Origin of the sequence: Mesorhizobium sp. KACC 23794 (assembly GCF_052180275.1) — a bacterium.
Classification (GTDB): Bacteria; Pseudomonadota; Alphaproteobacteria; order Rhizobiales; family Rhizobiaceae; genus Kumtagia.
Window position 1 is genome coordinate 3,135,095 of record NZ_CP197465.1, and the last position, 22,874, is coordinate 3,157,968.

The 22,874-nt window shown below is 67.4% G+C and carries 21 protein-coding genes; 5 read left to right on the forward strand and 16 right to left on the reverse strand.

All coding sequences use genetic code 11. The annotated features are described in order from the left end of the window. Positions 1 to 21: 21 nt before the first annotated feature. On the forward strand, positions 22 to 1,851 hold the full coding sequence (locus ACSBOB_RS15305) for an IlvD/Edd family dehydratase (protein ID WP_442583238.1): 1,830 nt from the start codon (positions 22 to 24) through the stop codon (positions 1,849 to 1,851). Positions 1,852 to 2,129: 278 nt separating this feature from the next. Beyond that, positions 2,130 to 2,864, forward strand: coding sequence for a FadR/GntR family transcriptional regulator (locus tag ACSBOB_RS15310; RefSeq protein ID WP_442583239.1), 735 nt, complete (start codon positions 2,130 to 2,132; stop codon positions 2,862 to 2,864). Positions 2,865 to 2,869: 5 nt separating this feature from the next. Here the strand turns inward: ACSBOB_RS15310 and ACSBOB_RS15315 are convergent, their stop codons facing one another. Next, entirely contained in the window at positions 2,870 to 3,748 is an 879-nt protein-coding gene (locus ACSBOB_RS15315; protein ID WP_442583240.1) for a DMT family transporter, read from the reverse strand. Positions 3,749 to 3,923: 175 nt separating this feature from the next. On the opposite strand from ACSBOB_RS15315, the gene ACSBOB_RS15320 reads away from it, so the two are divergent. Continuing rightward, entirely contained in the window at positions 3,924 to 4,700 is a 777-nt protein-coding gene (locus ACSBOB_RS15320) for an SH3 domain-containing protein (RefSeq protein WP_442583241.1), read from the forward strand. A 12-nt stretch (positions 4,701 to 4,712) separates the two neighbouring features. On the opposite strand, the gene ACSBOB_RS15325 is transcribed toward ACSBOB_RS15320, so the two are convergent. The 5 genes from ACSBOB_RS15325 to cobA form a co-directional block, all read right to left on the reverse strand. Further along, on the reverse strand, positions 4,713 to 5,024 hold the full coding sequence (locus tag ACSBOB_RS15325; RefSeq protein WP_442583242.1) for a hypothetical protein: 312 nt from the start codon (positions 5,022 to 5,024) through the stop codon (positions 4,713 to 4,715). Positions 5,025 to 5,095: 71 nt separating this feature from the next. Beyond that, complete coding sequence (gene cobT, locus ACSBOB_RS15330; RefSeq protein ID WP_442583243.1) at positions 5,096 to 6,112, reverse strand: nicotinate-nucleotide--dimethylbenzimidazole phosphoribosyltransferase; 1,017 nt, start codon at positions 6,110 to 6,112, stop codon at positions 5,096 to 5,098. Positions 6,113 to 6,148: 36 nt separating this feature from the next. Further along, on the reverse strand, positions 6,149 to 6,949 hold the full coding sequence (locus tag ACSBOB_RS15335; protein ID WP_442583244.1) for an adenosylcobinamide-GDP ribazoletransferase: 801 nt from the start codon (positions 6,947 to 6,949) through the stop codon (positions 6,149 to 6,151). Beyond that, positions 6,946 to 8,328, reverse strand: coding sequence for a cobyrinate a,c-diamide synthase (locus ACSBOB_RS15340; protein WP_442583245.1), 1,383 nt, complete (start codon positions 8,326 to 8,328; stop codon positions 6,946 to 6,948). Before ACSBOB_RS15340 ends, ACSBOB_RS15335 begins: the two co-directional genes overlap by 4 nt. Positions 8,329 to 8,599: 271 nt before the next feature. Continuing rightward, positions 8,600 to 9,379: a uroporphyrinogen-III C-methyltransferase gene (cobA, locus tag ACSBOB_RS15345; RefSeq protein ID WP_442583246.1), complete on the reverse strand. Its 780-nt coding sequence runs from the start codon at positions 9,377 to 9,379 to the stop codon at positions 8,600 to 8,602. Between the two features lie 53 nt (positions 9,380 to 9,432). Here cobA and ACSBOB_RS15350 point away from each other — a divergent pair, with 53 nt between their 5' ends. Next, positions 9,433 to 10,527 carry a cobalt-precorrin-5B (C(1))-methyltransferase gene (locus ACSBOB_RS15350; protein ID WP_442583247.1) on the forward strand — a complete coding sequence of 365 codons (1,095 nt, stop codon included), beginning with the start codon at positions 9,433 to 9,435 and terminating at the stop codon, positions 10,525 to 10,527. Between the two features lie 301 nt (positions 10,528 to 10,828). Here ACSBOB_RS15350 and cobM read toward each other — a convergent pair whose 3' ends face one another. The 3 genes from cobM to cbiE are packed head-to-tail and all read right to left on the reverse strand — an operon-like array spanning position 10,829 to position 13,181. Next, positions 10,829 to 11,587, reverse strand: coding sequence for a precorrin-4 C(11)-methyltransferase (cobM, locus tag ACSBOB_RS15355; protein WP_442583248.1), 759 nt, complete (start codon positions 11,585 to 11,587; stop codon positions 10,829 to 10,831). Next, positions 11,587 to 11,970: a cobalamin biosynthesis protein gene (locus ACSBOB_RS15360; protein WP_442583249.1), complete on the reverse strand. Its 384-nt coding sequence runs from the start codon at positions 11,968 to 11,970 to the stop codon at positions 11,587 to 11,589. Before ACSBOB_RS15360 ends, cobM begins: the two co-directional genes overlap by 1 nt. Then, entirely contained in the window at positions 11,967 to 13,181 is a 1,215-nt protein-coding gene (gene cbiE, locus ACSBOB_RS15365; protein WP_442583250.1) for a precorrin-6y C5,15-methyltransferase (decarboxylating) subunit CbiE, read from the reverse strand. Before cbiE ends, ACSBOB_RS15360 begins: the two co-directional genes overlap by 4 nt. A 19-nt stretch (positions 13,182 to 13,200) precedes the next feature. On the opposite strand from cbiE, the gene ACSBOB_RS15370 reads away from it, so the two are divergent. After that, positions 13,201 to 13,962 (forward strand): cobalt-precorrin-6A reductase, encoded by a 762-nt coding sequence (locus ACSBOB_RS15370; protein WP_442583251.1) that lies wholly within the window; start codon positions 13,201 to 13,203, stop codon positions 13,960 to 13,962. Here the strand turns inward: ACSBOB_RS15370 and ACSBOB_RS15375 are convergent. From ACSBOB_RS15375 to ACSBOB_RS15405, 7 genes are all read right to left on the reverse strand, one after another. Further along, on the reverse strand, positions 13,932 to 14,690 hold the full coding sequence (locus ACSBOB_RS15375; protein WP_442583252.1) for a precorrin-3B C(17)-methyltransferase: 759 nt from the start codon (positions 14,688 to 14,690) through the stop codon (positions 13,932 to 13,934). The genes ACSBOB_RS15370 and ACSBOB_RS15375 overlap by 31 nt on opposite strands. After that, positions 14,687 to 15,454, reverse strand: a complete 768-nt coding sequence (locus ACSBOB_RS15380; RefSeq protein ID WP_442583253.1) for a precorrin-2 C(20)-methyltransferase — start codon at positions 15,452 to 15,454, stop codon at positions 14,687 to 14,689. The genes ACSBOB_RS15375 and ACSBOB_RS15380 overlap by 4 nt, the downstream gene beginning before the upstream one ends. Beyond that, on the reverse strand, positions 15,451 to 16,083 hold the full coding sequence (locus tag ACSBOB_RS15385) for a precorrin-8X methylmutase (RefSeq protein ID WP_442583254.1): 633 nt from the start codon (positions 16,081 to 16,083) through the stop codon (positions 15,451 to 15,453). Before ACSBOB_RS15385 ends, ACSBOB_RS15380 begins: the two co-directional genes overlap by 4 nt. Next, the gene (gene cobG / locus ACSBOB_RS15390) at positions 16,080 to 17,534 is read right to left on the reverse strand and encodes a precorrin-3B synthase (protein ID WP_442583255.1); all 1,455 of its coding nucleotides are present in this window, start codon (positions 17,532 to 17,534) and stop codon (positions 16,080 to 16,082) included. The genes ACSBOB_RS15385 and cobG overlap by 4 nt, the downstream gene beginning before the upstream one ends. After that, complete coding sequence (gene cobN / locus ACSBOB_RS15395) at positions 17,531 to 21,172, reverse strand: cobaltochelatase subunit CobN (protein WP_442583256.1); 3,642 nt, start codon at positions 21,170 to 21,172, stop codon at positions 17,531 to 17,533. Before cobN ends, cobG begins: the two co-directional genes overlap by 4 nt. Before the next feature lie 241 nt (positions 21,173 to 21,413). Next, positions 21,414 to 22,451 (reverse strand): cobalamin biosynthesis protein CobW, encoded by a 1,038-nt coding sequence (cobW, locus tag ACSBOB_RS15400; protein WP_442583257.1) that lies wholly within the window; start codon positions 22,449 to 22,451, stop codon positions 21,414 to 21,416. Next, positions 22,448 to 22,867, reverse strand: coding sequence for a DUF1636 family protein (locus tag ACSBOB_RS15405; protein ID WP_442583258.1), 420 nt, complete (start codon positions 22,865 to 22,867; stop codon positions 22,448 to 22,450). The genes cobW and ACSBOB_RS15405 overlap by 4 nt, the downstream gene beginning before the upstream one ends. Positions 22,868 to 22,874: the final 7 nt, after the last annotated feature.

Genomic DNA, 22,874 nt, shown 5'->3' on the forward strand with positions numbered 1-22,874 from the left:
TGTCAGGCAGGAAGCAAGCAGATGAGCAAGCCAGGAAACGGAAGCGGCGCCTATAGCTGGAATGGAACCAAGCTGACGCGCAGGTCGCAGGCGTGGTTCGACAATCCGGCAAATCCCGACATGACGGCGCTCTATCTCGAGCGCTACATGAATTTCGGCATCAGCCAGGAGGAATTCCAGTCGGGCCGGCCGATCATCGGCATCGCCCAGACGGGCTCCGATCTGTCGCCGTGCAACCGCCACCATCTCGATCTCGCCAAGCGCGTGCGCGAAGGCATCCGCGAGGCCGGCGGCATCGCGTTCGAGTTCCCCGTCCATCCGATCCAGGAAACCGGCAAGCGCCCGACCGCGGCACTCGACCGCAACCTCGCCTATCTCGGCCTGGTCGAGGTGCTGTACGGCTACCCGCTCGACGGCGTGGTGCTCACCATCGGCTGCGACAAGACCACGCCGGCCTGCCTCATGGCCGCCGCCACCGTCAACATCCCGGCGATCGCGCTGTCGGTCGGTCCGATGCTCAACGGCTGGTTCCGCGGTGAGCGCACCGGCTCCGGCACCATCGTCTGGAAGGCCCGCGAGATGATGGCCGCCGGCGAGATCGACTATGCCGGATTCGTGGCGCTCGTCGCCTCCTCGGCGCCGTCGACCGGCTACTGCAACACGATGGGCACGGCCAGCACCATGAACTCGCTGGCCGAGGCGCTAGGCATGCAGTTGCCCGGTTCGGCCGCTATTCCCGCGCCGCACCGAGACCGCCAGGAAATGGCCTATCTCACCGGCAAACGCGCCGTCGAGATGGTCAATGAGGACCTGAAACCCTCCGATATCCTGACGCGCGAGGCCTTCATCAACGCCATCCGCGTCAATTCGGCGATCGGCGGTTCCACCAACGCGCCGATCCACCTCAACGGTCTCGCCCGCCATGTCGGTGTCGAACTGACGATCGACGACTGGCAGACCTATGGCGAGCAAATACCGCTGCTGGTCAATCTGCAGCCGGCCGGCGAATATCTCGGCGAGGACTATCATCATGCCGGCGGCGTGCCGGCGGTCGTAAACCAGTTGATGCGCCACGGCCTGATCGAGGAAGGCGCCATGACCGTCAACGGCAAGACGATGGGCGAGAACTGCAAGGACGCCAAGATCGAGGACGAACGGGTCATCCGCCCTATCGACCGGCCGCTGCGCGAGCATGCCGGTTTCCGCGTGCTGCGCGGCAATCTGTTCAACTCGGCGATCATGAAGCTCAGCGTGATCTCGCAGGAGTTCCGCGACCGCTATCTCTCCAATCCGAACGATCCCAACGCCTTCGAGGGGCCGGCCGTAGTGTTCGACGGACCGGAGGATTATCACGCCCGCATCGACAATCCCGATCTCGGCATCGACGAGACGTCCGTTCTGTTCATGCGCGGCGTCGGCCCGATCGGCTATCCCGGTGCCGCGGAAGTCGTCAACATGCGCGCGCCCGACTATCTGCTGAAGCGCGGCATCCACTCTCTGCCCTGCATCGGCGACGGCCGCCAGTCCGGCACGTCGGGTTCGCCGTCGATCCTCAACGCCTCGCCCGAGGCTGCGGCAGGCGGCGGCCTCGCCATCCTGAGGACCGGCGACCGCGTGCGCATCGACCTCGACAAGGGCACGGCCGACATCCTCGTTTCCGCCGAGGAGCTTGAACGCCGCCGCACGGAACTGGAGGCCAGTGGCGGCTACAAATACCCGCCGCACCAGTCGCCATGGCAGGAGATCCAGCGCTCGATGGTCGGCCAGATGGAGACCGGCGCGGTGCTGGAGCCCGCCGTCAAATACCAGCGCATCGCCCAGACGATGGGCATTCCGAGGGACAATCACTGAGAGGTTGATGTTAGGAACACCCCTCATCCGACCTCGCTTCACGAGGCCACCTTCTCCCACAAGGGGAGAAGGTGGAGCGCTGCCGCACCGCCTCTGCCAAGCTCCAACGCTGGCGGTTGGCGGGAAGGCCGATGCGAAACTCTACCTTCTCCCCTTGTGGGAGAAGGTGGCCTCGCGAAGCGAGGTCGGATGAGGGGTGTTCCAGATATTGTCTAGCTATCCAGCTGGAATGGTCAAATATCGAGATTGACGTATTTGGAGGCTTGCGAAAACCGACGATGGGTCTGCTGCAGACGGTGATCTCCGGCCAGAGGCTGCGCACGAACCACGCGCATATCGTCGATTCGCTTGGCCGCGACATCGTCTCCGGGGCCATCCCCTCCGGCGAGATACTCCCCGGCGACGCCGAACTGATGGCCCGCTTCGGCGTATCACGCACCGTGTTGCGCGAGGCTCTGAAGACGCTGACCGCCAAGGGCATGATCGTGCCGCGCGCCCGTATCGGCACGCGCGTCACGACGCGGGAAAGCTGGAGCCTGTTCGACCCCGATATCCTCAACTGGCATTTCGAGGCGGGTATCGACGAGGCGTTCCTCGTCCATTTGAGTGAAATCCGCCTGGCCTTCGAGCCCTACGCGGCCGGCCTTGCCGCCGAGCGCGCCACGCGAGACGACATCGCCACGTTGCAGCGGCTGGCCGACGCCATGGGCGAGACGGAGAGCGCCGAGAGCCACGCCATGGCCGACCTGCGTTTCCACCTTGCGGTGGCCGAGGCTTCGCGCAATCCGTTCATGCGTTCCGTCGGCAGCCTGATCGAGGCGGCACTCGTCGGGGTGTTCAAGCTGTCGTCGCCCAGCGCCGACCGTGGCGAGATCCAGAACGCGCAGGCCTCGCACCGCCGCATCGTCGAAGCCGTCCGCAACCGCGACGTCGATGGCGCCCGTGCGGCGATGCAATCGGTGATCATCAACGGCGTCGAGCGGGTGCGGCTGGCGCTGCGGGAGGCTGGGTAGCGCTCTTAAGGTGCCTCGACCGGTTCCGCCGCCCTGCGCCGTACCGCGAGGTTGATCAAATTGCCGGCAAGGATCAGCACCGTGCCCAGCACGGTGAACATGTCGACGCCTTCCGAATAGGCGAAGTAGCCGAGCGCCGCCGTGGCCGGCACGCGCAAAAAATCCATCGGCGTCACCACTGTGGCGTCGGCATGCGACAGCGCTTGCGCCATGCAGTAGTGTGCGTACGAGCCGCTGAAGCCGATCACAAGGATCCACGGCCATACGTCGACGCTCGGCGTGCGCCAGACGAGGATCGCCGGCACGAGGCCGATCACCGACTGGATCACCAGCATCCAGAAGATGATCCTGACCACGGATTCGGTACGGGTCAGCGATTTTGTCATGGTCATCGAGATGCCGAAGGCCACGGCCGCTCCCAGCACGATCATGTGGCCCGCGTCGAAGCTGCCGACGCCCGGCCGCACGATCACCACGACGCCGATAAGGCCGAGCGCCACCGCGATGGTCTTTGGCGCGGTCATCCGCTCGCCGAGAAACGCCATGGCGAGCAGCGCCGTCCAGATGGGCGTGGTGAATTCGATGGCGACGAGCTGGGCGAGCGGGATCATAGTCAGCGCCACCAGCCATGAGAACTGGCCCGTATAGTGCGCGATGTTGCGGCCGATATGCTGGAGCGGCCGCTTCGTCGCCATTGCCGGAAATCCACCGGCCAGATGCACCAGCGGATAGAGCATGACCAGCCCGATCAGCGAGCGCAGCTCCATCACCTGGAACACGTCGAGCTCTCTCGTCGTCTCGCGGCCGGCCCATGTCATCAGGATCATGCAGCCCAGCGAGCATCCCATCCAGAATGCGGCCTTGAGGTTTGATTGCGTCGCCATGCACGGCGTTTCGCAACTATCCGGGTATCGCGCAACCGCTAAGGCGCAGCAAAGGCTGGTCCAGCGGCGGCCGGCGATCGTGGTAAACCAAGCCTTAAGTGATTGCGGTCATGATGGACGCATGGCGAAGAAACCAGCAAAAGCAAAGCCCCGTTGGAAGTTTTCGGCGAGTTCGATGCTGAAGCTTCCCAGATTGAGATGGCTCGTCGTCGGCGCGGTCGCAGCCGGCGTGTGGGCAATGACCCAGGAGCCGCCGAAGCGTGAGCACTGGCAGCGCCAGCGCGCCGTCGAGCAGGCGTCCGTGGAGAGGAAGCCGGCTGCGCCGGTCGTCGCGGTCGCGCCCGAACCGAAACCGCAGGATTTCGTCACCGCCTCGATTCCACGCCCGGAAAAGCCGGTCGCGCCCGTGTCCGTGACGATGCGGACAACCGAAAAGGTCCGCTTGCGCAAGGAGGCGAGCAAATCCAGCGCCGTCGTGGCGACGCTGAAGGGCGGCCAGGCCGTCGAGGCCAGCGTCACCGACGGCAAATGGCGAAAGGTGTCCGCCGACGGCATGGTCGGCTGGGTGCATGGCGATTATTTGAAACCCGGCCCGGTCTCGTTAGAGACCGCTGCCGTCGCCCCGAAGCCGACGCCGGCCGTAGCCGCCGTGCCGAAACCCGCGCCGCAGGCAACGCCTGCCGATTCGTCCGAAGTCGCCTTCGCGCCCCGGCCGAAGCAGGATGTCGCGCCGGAGCCCGAGGCCGTGCCCGCCGTGGCGGAACCCGAATCGGCGCCTGCGGCCCAGCCCATCTCGCTGCCGGAGGACAAGTCGATGTGGGGTGCCTTGCGTCCGGCCCGCGCGCCGCAGGGCGGCGACTGCCAGTGCCCCTACGATCTGATGCTCAGCGGCAAGCAGTGCGGCGAACGCAGCGCCTACGCCAAGGGCAAGGGCCCGCAGTGCTATTTCTGATTGGCCGCTGACTTATTTTCGCGACATCAACCCAACCACCAGCCCGATGACCGCCAGCCCGACGACGGCAGTCGTCAGCGGATGGTCGGTGGCGGCGCGCTGCACGACGCGCGACTGCTTCTGGATCATCGGCAGGGCGTCGCCGACGCGGGCTGCGATCTCGTCGTAGAAATCCGCCGCCGTCTCGCGGGTGTCGTCATAGGCCGCCGCGCCGCGCTTTCCCAGCGCCTTGCGCAGCACCTTCACTTCCTTCTGCAGCCGCGCCACCTGGTCCTCAAGCTCTTCGGTCATGTCGTCGCGGAATTTCGAGAAAGTGGAAGCCATCATCATGTCCTTGCGCAGAGAGGGTGAATCGCTCTCCAACGCGACACCGGGGTCGATGGTTCCGGGCAAGCTTACGACGCGGCCTTTTCCGAGACGCCGGCATCGGCAAAACTCGCCATGCCGGTATGGCAGGCCAGCGCCGAGCGCAGGATATTGACGGCAAGGCAGGCTCCCGACCCTTCGCCGAGCCGCATGCCGAGATCGAACAGCGGCTTCAAATTCATCGCCGTCAGCAGGCCGCGATGGCCTGCCTCGGCCGACACATGCGCGGCGACCGCGTGGTCCAGCCCGTGCGAATGCAGCCGCACCATCGGCGCCACCGCCGCCGTGCAGACGAAGCCGTCGAGCAGCACCGGCACGCCCTGGTGGCGCGCGGCGAGCGTCGCGCCCATGATCGCCGACAGTTCGCGCCCGCCGACCGCCGCCGCTGCCTTCAGCGGGTCGTGCAGCACCTCGCCATGCAGCTTCATCGCCACTTCGATCGCCGCGATTTTTCGGCCGAGACCGGCGTCGTCAACGCCGGTGCCGCGCCCGACCCACTGGTCGACGCCGCCGAACAAGGCCGAGGCGATCGCCGCCGCGGCGGTGGTGTTGCCGATGCCCATCTCGCCGAAGCAGAGCAGGTCTGTGCCGCCCTCGACCGCGCTGTAGCCGCGTCCGATCGCCGCCAGAAATTCCTGCTCGTCCATGGCAGGGGCCAGCGTGAAGTCGGCGGTCGGCCGCTCGATGTCGAGCGGGATGACGTCCAGCTCGGCGCCCGCCATGCGCGCCAGCTGGTTGATCGCGGCGCCGCCGGCGGCAAAGTTCGCCACCATCTGCGCCGTCACCTCCGGCGGGAAAGCCGACACGCCCTGCGCGGTCACGCCGTGCGAGCCGGCGAAGACGATCACCTTCACCTTGTCGAGCTTCGGCACCTCGCGCCCCTGCCAGCGCGCCAGCCAGGCGACCAGCGTCTCCAGCCGTCCCAGGCTGCCCTGCGGCTTGGTCAGTGTGTCCTGGCGGCGGGCCACGGCTTCCGCGGCCTTCGGATCGCCGGTCGGCAGGTCCTGGCAGGCGGCGCGCAAGGCTTCGAAGGACGCGAAATTCATGGAAATTCCCCTTTCGGAAACGATAACAGCATCACGTCAGAAAACGGCGCAGGCGACGAGCAGGATGATGATCTCGGCGCCCTGCTGCAAGGCGCCGGCGGCGTCCCCGGTCTGCCCGCCGATCTTTTTCAGGCAGAGCGCCCGGAAGGCGAAGAAGGCCGCCGCCAGCAGCACGGCTGCCACGAGTGCTGCGGAAAGGCCAAGCGCCAGCAGCGACAGCAGGCCGAGCGCCAGCGCCGCATTGGCGGCCGGTCCTTCGACCATGCCCGCGCCGGCCGACAGGCCGTCGGTTCGGGCAGGGGGCAGGCGCTGGAGGAAGATGGGCAGCATCGCCCGCGAACCGCCATGGGCGGCGATCAGCGCGGCAAGGACGGCGGCCGACGCCGAATATGCCGCCTCCGACCCGGTTGCGACATTTGCCGCAGGACCGGCCGCCAGAGCGGCCAGCGCACTCCATCGCAGCAGAATCGTCAGCCCCAGCGCGCACGCCCCGAACGCCCCGATGCGGCTGTCCCGCATGATTTCGAGGATGCGCTCGCGGTTCCTGCCGCCGCCGAACCCGTCCGCCGTGTCCGAAAGCCCGTCCTCATGCAGGCACCCCGTGACGAGCATCGTCGCCGCCAGCACCAGCGCCGCCGCGGGTCCCGCCGGCACGCCGAGGCCGGTCGCAATCCAGAACACCGCGCCGCCGATGGTTGCCACGATCCAACCGGCGACCGGTGCCGCCCAGATCGCCCTGCTCAGCTTTCGGTCGGCCAGACGCATCTCAGGCAGCGGCAGCCGCGTGAAAAACAGGATGCAGAAGCCGATGTCGCGGACGAGGTTTTGCGGAGTCATGTCGCCCCCGCAATCGCATGGAAAAACGTCCCGCTGACCAATCCCCGCCGTCCGCCGAACGCGCCGAGCGCCACGCCCTGCCCATCGGCGATTTCCGCCAATGACGCATCCTGTCCGGCATCGGTCAGCGATGCATAATGAAACTCGTGGCCGCGCACGACATCGCCTTCTTGCCCGATAGGGCAATCGGCCAGCAGCGTCGCCTGCCGGTAGCCGAGGTTCATCTTTCGTCTCGCAAAGCTCGTCGAATGGCCGAGCAGGCCGAGCATGCGGTGCGTCACGCCGTCCGCATCCTCCAGTGCTTCGCCCAGCACCATGAACCCGCCGCACTCGCCATGCACCGGCTTTTGCGCCGCGAAGCGCCCCATGCCCTCGCGGAAATTCGCCGCCGCCGCCAGTTTTCCGGCATGCAGTTCCGGATAGCCGCCGGGAAGCCAGCACACGTCGCAGCCATCGTCCGGCGCCTCGTCGGCCAGCGGCGAAAACGCTACGATCTCCGCCCCGGCCGCCCGCCATGCAGCGATCAGATGCGGATAGAGGAAGGTGAACGCCGCGTCCTTCGCCAGCGCGATGCGCTGGCCGGGCGGGGGGAGGGCGACGGTGGATTGGTACGATCGTCCTTTCCTTTCCTCCGATCCGGTCGACAAAGAGCGCGACACCGGCGGATTTTCCTCCGTGGCGATCGCGTCGACCGCTTCCGCCATCCCGGCTACCGCGTCGATATCCAGCGAGCGCTCCATCACATCCGCCAACCCATCGATATGGGCGTCGAGGTCGGCGTGTTCGCTGGCCTGCACCAGGCCGAGGTGGCGTTCGGGCAGCGTCATAGACGGGTCGCGCATCACGCAGCCGACCACCGGCAGGCCGATTGCCTCGATCGCCGCGCCGGCAAGCCGCCGGTGCCGCTCGCTGCCCACCCGGTTGAGCACGACGCCGGCGATGCGCACCCCCGGATCGTAGACGGCAAACCCCTTCGCCACGGCCGCCGCCGTCTGAGACTGGCCCGAAACGTCGAGCACAAGCAGCACAGGCAGGCCAAAACGCCGCGCCAGGTCGGCGGCCGAGCCGGAGCGGCCGTCCGGCGAAACAATGCCGTCGAACAGACCCATGGCGCTTTCGATGACGACGATGTCAGCCCCTATAGTCGCGCCGGCGACAAGCCCGTCGAGCAGGGCGGGGGGCATCGCCCAGGAATCGAGATTGACGCCGGGAAGGCCGGTCGCGGCCTCGTGGAAGGCGGGGTCGATATAATCCGGCCCCGACTTCGCGCCGCGCACGGAAAACCCCCGCCGCTTCAGCGCGCGCAGCAGGCCGATGGTGACGCTGGTCTTGCCCGACCCGGAGCGCGGCGCGCCGACGATGATGCCGCGCGCGGTCATTTCGGACGAACGCAGTTGTTGTTGGACGCCTTCGGATGCATCGCCGCGATACCCCCACCCCTAACCCCTCCCCACAAGGGGGAGGGGGACAGGTCGGCATCTCTGCTTGGCGTCAATCGTCGACGGTTTCGCATGGCATTGCAGTCGCAAAGTCCCCCTCCCCCTCGTGGGGAGGGGTTAGGGGTGGGGGTATGCCACGCGCCGTACGGAGCACGCAGGAGCGGGCGCGGGAAGCCAACTAGCCTCGCTGAGTCTGCCAGGCCCATACCGCTCATCTCCGCAACTCCGCCCGCATCGACACGATGCCGCCGATGACGATCAGCGCCGGCGCGCCGATGTCCGCGCGCGCAGCTTCTTCCGCAAGCGTCCCCAGCGTCGCCACCACGACGCGCTCGCGCGGCGTCGTCGCGTGCTCGATCACTGCCGCCGGCGTCTCGGCGGCAAGCCCGCCGGCGGCGAGCTGCGCGGCGATGATCGGCAGGTTCTTCAGCCCCATATAGATGACGACCGGCTGGCCGGTCCTGGCAAGCGCTGCCCAGTCGAGATCCTCGTCGGTGCCGGCCGCATGGCCGGTGGCCAGCACCACGGCCTTGTTGATGCCGCGCATGGTCGCCGGAATCGACGCGCCGGCCAGTCCGGCCAGGGCCGAGGTCAGCCCCGGCAGCACGCGGAACGGTATGCCTTCACGCACCAGCGCCAAAGCCTCCTCGCCGCCGCGCCCGAACATATAGGGGTCGCCGCCTTTCAGCCTGAGCACGCGCTTTCCCGCCCACGCGAAGCCGATCAGCCGCTTCGTGATATCCTCCTGGTCGGTCGAAGGTTTGCCGCCGCGTTTTCCCGCGAAATGCAGTTCGGCGCCGCGCGCGATCTCCAGCACGGCCTCCGACACCAGCGCGTCGTAGACGACGCAGTCGGCATCAGTCAGCGCCGAAAGCACGTCGAGCGTCAGGCAGCCGGGATCGCCCGGCCCGGCGCCGGCCAGCCAAACATGGCCCGGCAGGAAATCGCGCGGGCGGTAGTCGAGGCGGGTAATGGCGTCGGCGAGGCTCATGCATGCCGCTTTGGACGATGACGCTGGGCTTATGCAAGCCTATAGACGACATCATGGAGACAGAAGACCGACCGCTGAAGCGCGGCTGGACCACCGGCGCCTGCGCCGCGGCGGCGGCGAAGGCTGCCTGTGCGGCGCTTTTGTCCGGCGAGTTCCCCGATCCGGTTGAGATCGGCCTGCCCGGCGGGCGCCGTGTCGCCTTCGCGCTCGCCGTCAACGAGCCGGGAGACGGCCAGGGGACGGCCGGCATCGTCAAGGACGCCGGCGACGATCCGGACGTCACCCATGGCGCGCTGGTGAAGGCCACGGTGCGGCACGGTGCTGCGGGTTCCGGCGTCACCTTCCGGCGCGGCGAGGGGGTGGGCCTCGTCACCCGTCCCGGCCTGCCGGTGGCAGTCGGCGAGCCGGCGATCAATCCCGTGCCGCGCAAGATGATCGCGGACTCCGTGCGCGAGGTGGCAGGCGAGGGCGCCGACATCGAGGTCGAGATATCCGTTCCCGACGGCGCTGCGCTGGCGCAAAAAACGCTCAACCCGCGCCTTGGCATTTTGCACGGCATTTCGATCCTTGGCACGACCGGCGTGGTCATCCCCTATTCGTGCTCTGCCTGGATCCACTCCATCCATCGCGGCATCGACGTCGCCCGCGCCATGGGGCTGACCCACATCGCCGGCTCCACCGGCAATGCTTCGGAAGCCGCCGTGCAGAAATTCCATGGCCTGCACGAGGTGGCGCTGATCGACATGGGCGATTTCGTCGGCGGCATGCTGAAATATGTGCGGGCGCATCCCGTGCCGCGCGTCACCATCGCCGGCGGCGTCGCCAAGATGACAAAACTGGCGCAAGGCATGCTCGACGTCCATTCCAAGCGGGGCGCCGCCGACCTGGAGGCGCTGGCGTCCGTCGTGCTAGATGCCGACGGTCCGGCCGACCTGGCTGAGGCGGTAAAAGGCGCCAACACCGTCGCCGAGGCGTTTTCGCTGGCCGAGGCGGCAGGCGTGCCGATCGGCGATGCGATTGCCGCGGCCGCCTGGCGCACCGCCGCACCGGTGTTGCGGGGGGCGGATGTCGAGCTGGAAATCCTGGTGTTTGACCGGGAAGGCGGCTTGCGGGGCCGAAAGGCGTTTGCGTCAGTGAAGGCGGGGTAGGCACCACGTTAGCGTGCCTTTGGAGACGTTAGGTCTTCCCGGGAAGCGCTCTACGCTGCCCCCCTCTGTCCTGCCGGACATCTCCTCCGCTTGGGGGGGAGATGTCCGGCCGCTTAGTCGGCGCTCGTCCTGCATCGTTGATGATTGGCGAAAGCCCAGATGACAGCCAATCTCCCCCAAGCGGGGGAGATGTCCGGCAGGACAGAGGGGGCAACGTGGAGCGCCGCCTTTGACGTGAGAGTTGAACGGCAAGACACTGCGAATTGCGTAGTCGCCACCATATTCCTCGATGGAGGCATGCTCACTCCCGCCCCCTGAACCGCCGCTGGTACGTCGGGTCATACAGCGAGCTCTCGCGAAAATCCTCCGCGCCCAGCGAGCGGCCGACAAAGATCACCGCCGTGCGTTCGATCGGCTGCGCGGCCAGTTGCCCGGCGATCGTCGCAAGCGTGCCGCGCAAAATACGCTCGTCCGCCCGCGACGCGTGGAAGACGATCGCCACCGGGCAATCCTCCCCATAAAGCGGCGAAAGCTCCTCGACGATCCGCTCGATGGCGTGGATCGCCAGATGGATCGCCAGCGTCGCGCCGGTCGCGCCGAAGGCGGCCAGCGTTTCCTTCGGCGGCATTGGCGAGGCGCGCCCGGAAACCCGCGTCAGCACCAAGCTTTGCGCCACTTCGGGGATTGTCAGTTCGCGCCCGAGGCTTGCCGCTGCCGCCGCGAAGGAGGGTACGCCGGGGGTCAGCGTGTAGGGGATGCCATGTTTCTCCAGCCGCCGCACCTGCTCGGCCACCGCGCTCCACACCGAAAGGTCGCCGGAATGCAGCCGCGCCATGTCCTGCCCGGCCTTGTGCGCCGCGACATATTCCTGCTCGATCTCGTCCAGCGACATCGGAGCCGTATCGACCAGCCGCGCGCCGGGCGGGCACCAGTCGAGCATTTCTTTCGCCACGATCGAGCCGGCATAGAGGCAGACCGGGCAGCGGGCGATCAGGTCGCGGCCGCGCACGGTGATCAGGTCTGCCGCGCCGGGGCCTGCGCCGATGAAATGCACGGTCATCAAAACACTCCGTCGCTTGCCAGCGCGCAGGTGACAGGCCCGACGGCGACGCGTGGCCCGAGCAGTTTTCCGCGCGTGCCGAGGGCGGCCAGCGCCGCCGCTTCCGATGCGGACGGGGCTCCCGTCACTTCGAGCGAACGGTCGGAGCGGGTCAGCGTCTTCTCACCCGCCCTCGCAAGGTCGGCCCGGCCGATCACCAGGACGAGTTGTCCCCACGCCTGGGCCGCCGCATGAATTCCCGGCTCCGCGGACTTCTGCTCCGGCACCGCCAGCGCCTCGACGTCTCCAGCCTTAATGCGGTGGGTGGCAAGCGCGGCGCGAAACGCCGCCAGCACCTCGGCCTCGCTCACGCCCGCCTTGCAGCCGATGCCCGCGACGATCATGGCTTGCGCCACACCCATTGCGTCACCGGCATTGCCGGCCGCCAGCCGGTCATGGTTCCAACCGGCGCGGCGCGCGAAACTGCGATGCGGATCAACTCGCCGCCGAGCGTCGCCTGCCTGGCGATCAGCACCGCCTCCATCTCCAGCGTCACTGCGTTGGCGACAAGCCGGCCGCCCAGTTTCAGCGCGTCGACCGCCGCATCCATCACGCCGGCCTCGCTGCCGCCGCCGCCGACGAACACCGCATCCGGCGCAGGCAGTCCCGCCAGAGCCTTGGGCGCGGCGCCCTGCACCACCTTCAGCCCCGGCACCCCCAGCGCCGTTGCATTGCGGCCGATGCGCTCGGCCCGACCCCCGTTGGCTTCCACCGCGATCGCCCGCATCGACGGATGTCTCAGCATCCACTCGATGGCGACCGAGCCGGAGCCGGCGCCGATGTCCCACAGCAACTCGCCTCGGAGAGGAGCGAGGGCGGACAACGTCATCGCGCGGATTTCGCGTTTTGTTAGCTGTCCATCGTGTTCGAAGAGGCCGTCACTCTGGCCCGGAGCGAGCGAAATGAAGCCCGTGGCGGCCTCTGGCGCGACCTCGACTGCCAACACGTTGAGAGGATTGAATATTTCGGACTTCATGCCGTCGGCGCGCATGGCCCGTAGCCGCTCGTCCGGGCCGCCAAGCGCTTCGAGCACCGTCAGCCGCGACGGCCCAAAACCCAATTTTGTCAACAGCTTGGCGACCGCTGCCGGTCCTTCGGCGTCCGATGTTAGCGCCAGAATACGCGTGCCGGGGTGCAGCAACGGGCGGATCAGATCGATGGATTTTCCATGCAGCGAAATCGTCTCTATCTCTGGCAGCGACCAGCCCAGCCGGCTCGCGGCAAGCGAGAAGGCCGAAGGTGCTGGAATCGTTCGTATTTCGTGTGTTGCCACGTGCCGCGCCAGCGTTGCGCCCACGCCGTGCAGGAACGGATCGCCAGATGCCAGGACGCAGACTTTGCGGCCCCGCAGCGCTACCACCGCCCGCATCTCCGAATCGAAAGGCCACGGCCAAGGCCTTGATTCGCCTTTGATTTCGCTTGTTGCCAAGGCCAGGTGGCGCTTGCCGCCGAATACAATCTCGGCCTCGGAAATCCGCCGCCGGGCCTCCGCGCCGAGCCCGTCCAGCCCATCCTCGCCAATGCCGATGACGGATAGCCATCGTTCCGCCGGCATGCTCTCATCAGTGGACATCATGACCCACCGTGTTCTGATTCTCGGCGGTACCACCGACGCCCGGCAGCTTGCCGAACGGCTCGCCGGCCGCGTCGAATTCACCGTTACGCTGTCTCTGGCTGGCCGCACGGCCAACCCGATCGGACATCCCGTGCCGGTGCGCAGCGGCGGTTTCGGCGGCGCCGAGGGCCTTGCCAACTATCTGAAGGAACAGGAGATTTCCTTGCTGATCGACGCGACGCATCCCTATGCGGCGCGGATTTCCGCGAATGCCGCGCAGGCTGCCGAGCAGACCGGCGTCAAGATTTTTGCGCTTCGCCGCCCGCCCTGGCCGCGCCAGCCCTACGACCGCTGGACGCTGGTGGCTGACGCCGAAGCCGCCGTCGCCGCGCTCGGAAGCCATTCGCGAAAAGTATTTCTGGCGCTCGGCCGGCAGGAACTTGGCCCCTTCGAGGCCGCCCCCCAGCATTCCTATCTGATCCGCAGCGTCGACCCGATCGAGCCGCCGCTCGGCGTGCCCGATGCGACCTACATTCTGGCGCGCGGGCCGTTCGCCCTGGAGGCGGAAAAGGCCCTGCTGGTCGACAATCGAATAGACGCTGTCGTCGCAAAAAACAGCGGCGGAACAGCCACTTACGGCAAGATCGTCGCCGCACGCGCGCTCGGCATCGAGGTCATCCTGTTCCGCCGACCGGCGCTGCCGGAAGTCCCCGCGGCCGACACCGTCGAAGCAACGATTGCCGCGATCGATCATTGGCTGGCCAGCGAACGCGGGGTGTAGATCAGCGGCGGCCGGTCGCCGCGCGGAATAGCCCGCGTTTCCGTCGAGCCGATGATGACGCAGGTCGCCATGTCGGCTTTTTCGGCATCGACGTCGCCCAGCGTGAACGTCTCGATACGCTCCTCCGGCCGTCCGGCGGCGCGTCCGAAAATCACAATGGTTTCAGCGGGCAAGGTTTTGCGCAGGTGCGCAAAGGCCTTGCCGAGTTGCCAGGGCCGCGCCTTGCTGATCGGGTTGTAGAGGGCGATGACGAAGCCGGCCTCGGCGGCTGCGGCCAGCCGCCGTTCGATCACTTCCCACGGCTTTAGATTGTCCGAGAGCGAGATCGCGCAAAAGTCATGGCCGAGCGGCGCGCCGATGCGGGCCGCGACCGCCAGCATCGCCGTCACGCCAGGCACGATCTCGACGTCGATATTCCGCCAGGTCTCTGGCCCGGCTTCGATCGCCTCGCAGACCGCGGCCGCCATGGCGAACACGCCCGGATCGCCGCCGGAGACGACGGCGACCGCTTCGCCTTCCGCCGCCTTGGCGAGCGCGGCCCCTGCGCGGGAAATTTCCTCACGATTGTCGGAAGATACCGCCGTCTGATCGAGTCTCAGGTGCAGGCGGTCGAGATAAGGCTTGTAACCGTAGAAGAATTTCGCCGCGACCACCGCCGCGCTTGCCCGCGGCGTCACCTGGTCGGGATTGCCCGGCCCAAGCCCGATGACGAACAGCTTCCCGCTCACAGCACCACTCCGGAAGCCGTCACGCTGCCGGGGCGGCCGAGCCAGCCGGGAACGAGTACGATCGAGAAATACGGCGCCATGTCGTCGGCCTTGTCGGCGAGCCGCATGGTCGCCCCGTTGGCCATCGTGCCGCGCTCGACATAAAAGGCGCGCTCGAGTCTGCCGGTGGATTCCAGCGCGCGCCGGATCTTCGGCAGGTTGCGACCGACCTTCATGATCACTGCCGCGTCGGTGTCGGCAAGACGGCGCGCCAGTTCGAATTCGCTCATTGTCCCGGGCAACACGGTGAGCACGTCGTCACCCTGGACGATGGGCTGGCCGGTGGCCGACCAGCAGCCGGACATGGCGGTGACGCCGGGAACGACCTCGGTTGGATAAAGATGCGCCAGCCGCACATGCAGGTGCATGTAGGAGCCATAGAAAAGCGGATCGCCCTCGCTCAGCACCGCCACGGTGCGGCCAGCGTCGAGATGGCGCGCAACAGCCGCCGCGGACTCCTCGTAAAATGCAAGAATCTGCGCCTTGTAGTCGCCGTGGTCCCTGGCGATCTCGGTGGTGACCGGATAGTGCAGCGGCAGTTCGATGATGTCCGGCTTCAGGCGGCCCTCGACGATGGCGCGCGCGTTGCCGTTGTTGCCGCGCTTGGCGAAATGCGCCAGCACGTCGGCCTCGCCCAGCGCCCGCACCGCCTTCAGCGTTAGCAGTTCCGGGTCGCCCGGCCCGGTGCCGACGCCGATCAGCCGGCCTTTCTGCATTGCAGTCACAGGCCGGCCCTCGCCAGGGCGTTCAGGCATGCGGCGGTCATGGCGCTGCCGCCCAGCCGCCCGCGCACGATGGCGTAGGGCACGCCGTACGAATTCTCCGCCAGCGCATCCTTCGATTCGGCGGCGCCGACGAAACCGACCGGCATGCCGATGATCGCCGCCGGTTTCGGTGCGCCGTCGCGCAGCAGTTCCAGCAGATAGAACAAGGCGGTAGGCGCGTTGCCTATGGCGACGACCGAGCCCGCCATGCGCTCGCCCCAGAGTTTTATCGCAGCGGCCGAGCGGGTGTTGCCGATCTCCTTCGCCAACGCTGGGGTGCGCGGGTCGCGCAGCGTGCAGACCACCTCGTTGCCGGCCGGCAGGCGGGCGCGGGTGACGCCATGCGCGACCATCTCGGCATCGCAAAGGATCGGCGCGCCCGCGCTCAGCGCCGTCCGCGCCGCCCCGACGAAATCGTCCGAGAATTCGAAATGCCGGGTCGCCTCGACCTCGCCGCAGGCATGGACCATGCGGATCGCGACATCAGCCTCCGCCTCCGAGAAGCGCGAAAGGTCTGCCTCGGCGCGGATGATCGCGAAGGATCTTTCGTAGATGGCGTCGCCGTCGCGGATGTAGTCGTATGCCGTCATGGTCCGTCCTGTTCGAATGCGGCCTTCAAGCATGCCAGTTGTGCCGGCGAAAGGGTTTTTGTCGTCCTGCCGGCGGCCTTTGCGGAATCCGACGGCTGCGCCGCGTCAAGCTTCGCTGCGACCGCCGCTATTGCCTCGGGCAGTCCGCCAGCCGACCTGTAGGCGAGGGGGCGTGTCCTGGTTGTTCCGTGGACGACAAGCCCCGCGCCTTTTTCGCCGCCGATGATGGTGATGTCTGTCGGGGCCTGCCGGGCACAGCCTTTTTCGCAGCCGGAGATATGGATGGAGAGATTGTGCGCGTCGTGCGTGCCAAGTGTCCTAGCCACCTCTTCTGCGATGGTGCGCGCGGCGATGGTTCCCGATGCGCAGGCCGGCGCCCCGGGGCAGGCGGCGATAGTCTTGCGGATATCGGAGGGATCGGTGACGAAGCCGAGTTTTTGGGCGTGTTCGCGCAACGCCTGCGCGGCTTCGAGGGATGGGCAGACCGGCAGCAGGCAACGATGCGGCGCGGGCCGAAAATCGGTGATGCCGAGGGCTTCGGCTGTCCGGACGAGGTCGATCAGGACCGCAGCGTCGATGTGGCCGAAGGATAGGGCGATGGGGAGGGCGTATTGGTTGCCTACAAGGCTCAGCAAGGCAGTACGGATCGATCCGAGCCGCCCCTCATCCGCCTGCCGGCACCTTCTCCCCGTGAAGGACGGGGAGAAGGGAGAAGTGGCGTCGTTGCGGCCAGCCACCTTCTCCCCGTTGTTCGCGGGGAGAAGGTCCCGGCAGGGGGATGAGGGGCGGCGCAGAGCGAGTAGATTCGTCCAATCCGTTTCGAAGAAATCCCTTGCTCGTGCCTCGCGGCCTCCCTCCGCAATTCTACCGAGAACCGATATCGCACCCTGGACCGCTCCAGCGTCATCGTACCAGCTGAGCTGCGTCGATGTCTCCGCATCGCCTGCAATCGCCAGGCACCAAAGCACTGTGCCGTCGCGACGACCGGCGGCCAGCCGGACATCGGCCGCCACCGAATCCAGCGAAACCTGGCCGCCACCGTCGACCACCATCGACACTTTCGGCCCCAGCCGGCCTTCGAGCCCTGCGGCCAGGATGCCTTGCCGGATGCGCTCCGCCAGACCCGCTGCGTCGCCGATTTCGGAGGGGTCCATGCCGGCCAGCGGGCTGATCTCCACTGGTACGCCGGTGCGGACGTCTATCGCCAGCGCATCGACATCCCCGGCGAAGCGGTTGGCCGACATGGCCGAAAATCCACGGAACTGGCAACTGCCGCGCGCTGTCACCTCGACGATGCCGTTGCCGTGACGCGCCGCCGATTCGCAGAGTCCGATCAACTGCTTCGGTGAAAATCCTCCGGAAACAGGCGAGAGCCGAATGAGCAGGCCGTCGCCGGTCGGCATCGGCGCCGAAAGCGCCGGACAGGCACCCCGTCTGAGCGGGGCGTTCATTCGGCGGCCTGCGGCTCGGAGGCATGCACGATCAGCGAGTCGGAGGCTTCCGCGATCAGGGCCGCAAGATCGCCGTCGACCGCGTTGCGTAGCGGGTGCCACAGGCCGCGGCGACGCGCGGCGGCAAAACGCTCGGCGATGAAACGGGCGGCGGCAGGATTTTCGCGCAGCAGGAAATCGCGGACGCGCGGGTCGCCGAGATACGCGTCATGAACGGCCTCGATCAGCGCTCCGGGTATGGCGTTCGTCGTCTCGGCGAAGCCGACGAGCCGGTCGACCGTCTCGGCGAATTCCGAAGCGCCGCGCGGCCCGTGCCGCATCTGGCCTTCAATGAAGACGGGATTGGTGGAGCGCGCCCGCACGACCCGCGTCACCGCTTCCGTCACCGAGCGCGGGCGCGGTCTTACCGGGTCGGTCGTGTCCAGCACGATCACGTCAGCATTCCTTCCGAGCGCGGCGAGCGCTGCCGTAAAACCGCCGATGAAGGCCACGTCGGCCGAGCCTTCGAGGATGTCGCGTGTAGGGTCGTCGCCGGTGTGGATCAGAAGGTCGGCCTCGGCGATGCGGCCGGCAAAGGCGCCCGGCGCCGCTATGCCTTCTCCCTCTGCGCCACCGTAGACATGGGAAGCAGCGTCGAGATAGGCGTTTCCGATCTCTTCTCTGGTGCTCCACTCGCCACGTGCCAAGACGTCCTCGACGCCGGCGCCGTAGGTGCCCGGCGATGAGCCGAAGATGCGCGCCGGCGTCGATCCGGCGGCGCGCGCCTCGGCGGCCAGCGGATTGTCGGCGTCATCCTCGTTACAGGTGGCGACGGCGCGCGCGCCGGCGTCCATCAGCGCGATCTGCGTCGGGAACATGTCGCGGAACAGGCCGGAAATCCGCCACGTCACGTCGATGCGCGGACGGCCGAGCAGCGCCTGCGGCAGGACCTCGATGCCGGTCACCCGGCCCGTGGCTGCATCCCATTGCGGGCGGCAGCCCATCAGCGCAAGGCCCTGGGCGATCTCCTCGCCGCCGGTGCGCAGCGAGGCGCTGCCCCACAGGTCGATGACCAGCGAGCGTGGCCAGTCGCCATGGTCCTGCAAGTAGCGGCGCAGGACTTCCTCGGCGGCGGCCTTGCCGAGATCGAAGGCTGTTGGCGTCGGCATGGCGCGAGGATCGGCAGTGAACAGGTTGCGGCCGGTTGGGAGCACGTCGGTGCGGCCGCGCGCGGGCGCGCCGGCCGGCCCGGCGCGGACATGGCGGCCGTCGAGTGCGCCCAGCAGCGTTTTCCGCTCCGCCTCGGCGCTGGCGAGGCGCAGCGGGTCCGCTTCGCCCGGCGCGGCGCGGCCATAGATGTGCAGCCCGTCCTTGACGGCAAAATCCTTGAGGTCGCAGAGCCAGGCATCAATGCGGCGCAGAGCCTCGTCCGGCGCGTCGGTGTTGGCCACGCCGGCCTCGGCGGCGAGGCCGGATTTCGCCGCCGTCTCGACGATCAGTCTTGCCAGCCTGTCGCGGCGACGACGGTCGAGCCCGTCGGCCTGTGCATATTCGTCGACCAGCCGTTCCAGCTTCTGCTTGTCCTCGTCGAGGCCCGCGCTGGTCATCGGCGGTGGCAGATGGCCGAGCGTGATCGCCGCGATGCGGCGCTTCGCCTGCGCCGCCTCGCCGGGATTGCTGACGATGAAGGGGTAGATGACGGGCAGGGCGCCCGTGACGATCTCGGGGAAGCAGTTTCGGCTCAGCGCCACGGTCTTGCCCGGCAGCCATTCCAGCGTGCCGTGGGCGCCGACATGGATGAGCGCATGGACGCCGAGCGTTTCGCGCAGCCACAGGCCGAAGGCGATCAGCGCGTGGCGCGGCGGCAGCGCGGCGTCATGATAGTCGGCGCGGCGGTCGGCGGAGCGGCCGCGGTCGGGGGCCAGCGCGACAGTGATGTTGCCGAAGGTGGCGGCGCGGAATGGGAACAGTGCGGTGTTACTCTCCCCATTGTGGGGAGGGTCGACCCGCATGGCGGGTCGGGGTGGGGGTACGGACAAGCTCCAGCCCCCGAAACCCCCACCCCGCCCTGCGGGCGACCCTCCCCACAAAGGGGAGGGTGAGGGCGCAGCATCTTCAGCCGCATCGCCCCATGCTGCCTCGACCACAGCCATCGCCTCGACCGGCAAACCGGCCACCATCCTCCGATAGTCTTCCAGTTCCAGCCCTTGGCCCGGGCGTTCCAGCAAATCCAGCAATGCGCGCGATGATTCGGGGATCGAATCAACATAATATCCGGCGTTCTTCAGGTCGTGCAGCATGGCGAGCACGCTGGCCGGCACGTCCAGCCCGACCGCGTAGCCGGTGCGGCCCGGCGCGGACGGATAATCGGGGAGGAGTATTGCCAACCGCCTTTCATCACGCGGCGTGGTGGCCATCCGCAGGAACGCGGCGATGCGCGCCGCGACCTGTTTTATGCGATCCGGCTCCGGGCCGTTGATTTGCGCGGTGAAACCGAGCGCCTGGTCGGCGGCACTTTGCGCCTTGAACGAAATCGCGCCGGCGAGGATGCGGCCGTCGAGTTCGGGCATGACGACATGCATGGCAAGGTCGGCCGGCGCCAGGCCGCGCGGGTTCTTCTCCCACGCCTCGCGGCGCGTCGTCGCCACGATGACTTGGAACACCGGAACGCCGGCACGGTCGAACACCGTCTCGGCGCCCGGCTCCGCTCCGGTGGCGAAGGCGGTGGCGGTGATGATGGCGGCGGGATTCAGGTCGGCGATGACTGCCTCGACGAAGGCGAGCGAGTCTTTGTCCTTGAGGCTGGAGACGAAGATCGGAACCGGATGGATGTTCTGTGCCTCAAGGGCTTCGCAGAGCGCGTCGATCGGCGCGACGTCGTCGGCGAGCAGCATGGAGCGGTAGAAGAGGATGGGGACGACGGGTGCGGCTTTCCCCTCCCCTTTGAGGGGAGGGTGGCCCGAAGGGCCGGGTGGGGTCGCCTCCGCAGTGCTCGATGTCCTCTTGTGCCACTTATGCCGAGCGCTTCCTTGACCAACCCCCTCTATCGGCTTCGCCGACATCTCCCCCTCAAGGGGGGAGAGAACGCCGCGCCTGACGATCTCCCGCTTAGGACAGTAGAACCCAGCTTTCGGGACCGGGGACAGCGATGCCGATGCCCTGTCTTCGCCCCGCGCCAGTCCCGCAAGTCGCCCGGCGAGCGCGTCCATATTGCTCGGCCCGCCTTCGCGGAAGAAGGCCAGCAGGTCGTCGAGTTCCGGCCGAGACAAGGTCGAGCATTCGACCAGCCGCTCGTCCTGTTCCCGGCATTCGCCGGGCAGCATCACCAGCCGGATGTTTTTTGCGCGGGCGAGTGCGGCAAGTTGGTCGCAGCCGTAGCGCCACCAGTCGTAGCCGCCGAGGATGCGCACGAGGATTACCTTGGCGTGTGCCGCGACCTTGTCCAGCCAGAGGTCGACCGACATCGGATGGCGCAGGTCCCGCAGCGCCGCCAGCCGCATCGACGGCAGGTTTTCGCCGCCGCGCCGCCAGGCGGAAGCGAGTGCGGCAAGGTCGCTGTCGGTGAAGGAGAGCGCCACGACATCGGCCGGCGATTGCGCCAGGTCGACCGGCTCGACCAGATCGTCGAGCGAGGCGGATGTCGTGGGCAGGATGTGCATGATCCTGCCTAGTGCTGGAAGTTCGGAAGTTTGCTGCGCTCTACGTCGCCCCCCTCTGTCCTGCCGGACATCTCCCCCGCTTGGGGGGAGATCGGCAGTTTCGGCGACACAGACCTTCCTGCAAGGGTGGCGATTGGCGAAGCCAAAGCGGCCGGGGCAATCTCCTCCCAAGCGGGGGAGATGTCCGGCAGGACAGAGGGGGGCAACGTAGGGCGCAAGCGCTTCATTGAATTCCGATCGGCTATCCCAGCAAAATCCGTTCCACTTTCCCCCGATCGAGCCCTTTTAGCCCGATCACCACCAGCCGCGAACGGCGGTCGTCGGCGGTCGTCCAGGCGCGGTCGTAGTAATGATTGACGCGCGGGCCGACGGCTTGCACCAGCAGCCGCATCGGCTTGCCCTCGACCTGGATGAAACCCTTCATGCGCAGCACGTTCTCGCTTTCGGCGGCGGCCGAGATGCGGCCGGCGAGCTGCTCGGCATCGGTGATGTTCGGCAGTTCGACGATGAAGGAATCGAAATCGTCGTGCTCGTGGTCGAGTTCGTCGTCGTGGTGGGTTTTCCTGTTCTCGATGTCGTCCTCGACAGCCAGCCCAAGCCCGAGCAGCACGGAAGGGTCGACGCGGCCCTGTGCCGTCGGCACGATTTTCACGGCGCGGGAAAGATGCTCGGCAATCAGTCCGTTTGCCTTGCCAGCCGCCTCTGCATTCATGAGGTCGCTCTTCGAAAGAATCACCAGATCGGCGCAAGCCAACTGATCCTCAAAAACTTCCTCGACCGGATCGTCGTGGTCGAGCGTGGAGTCGGCGGCACGCTGGGCGGCGAGCGCGTCCATGTCGTTGGCGACTTTTCCGGCTGCAAGTGCCGGACCGTCGACGACCGCGATCACGCCGTCCACCGTCACGCGGCTCTTGACGCTCGGCCACTGGAACGCCTGCACCAGCGGCTTCGGCAGAGCGAGCCCGGAAGTCTCGATGATGATGTGGTCGACCTTCGGCTCCATGGCGAGGATCTTGTCCAGCGCCGGCACGAAATCGTCGGCGACCGTGCAGCACAGGCAGCCGTTGGCCAGTTCGATGATGTTCTCCTCCGGACACGCCTCGACGCCGCAGCCCTTCAAGATCTCGCCGTCGATGCCGATGTCGCCGAATTCGTTGACGATCAGCGCCAGTCGCCGTCCGCCGGCGTTCTCCAGGATGTGGCGGATCATCGTCGTCTTGCCGGCGCCGAGGAAGCCGGTGACGACGGTGCAGGGGGTCCTGGCAAGCAAGGCGGTCATGAAAAATCCTTCAGCAGGGAAGCGGGCGGGATGCGGGCGACGAGCCCGCGCTTGAGACAGTCGGGGCGGCCGCGCCAGGGAAGCAGGCCGTCCTGCGACGCGGCAAACAGTTTTGCGCCGGCGATCAGGTCCGGACCGTTGTCGACGCTGAGGTCGCCGAAGACGTAGCTCCAGCAGTTTTCGCGCAGCATGACGGCGCTGAGGCGGCGTTTGCAATTGCCGAGGCATTCGATCTGGCGGACGGCGACGCCGGCACCCCGCGCCATCTCGCGCACCCGGTCGCCGAGAATTTCGCCGGGACGGGGGCGGACGTCCGAGCCGGTCTCGTCACGGCAGGACGAGCAGACGACCAGCGTCACGCCGGTGTCGGCGGATGGCTCGGCAGTCGTCGCCGCGGAGAAGGCGGTTTGGTCCAAACGATAC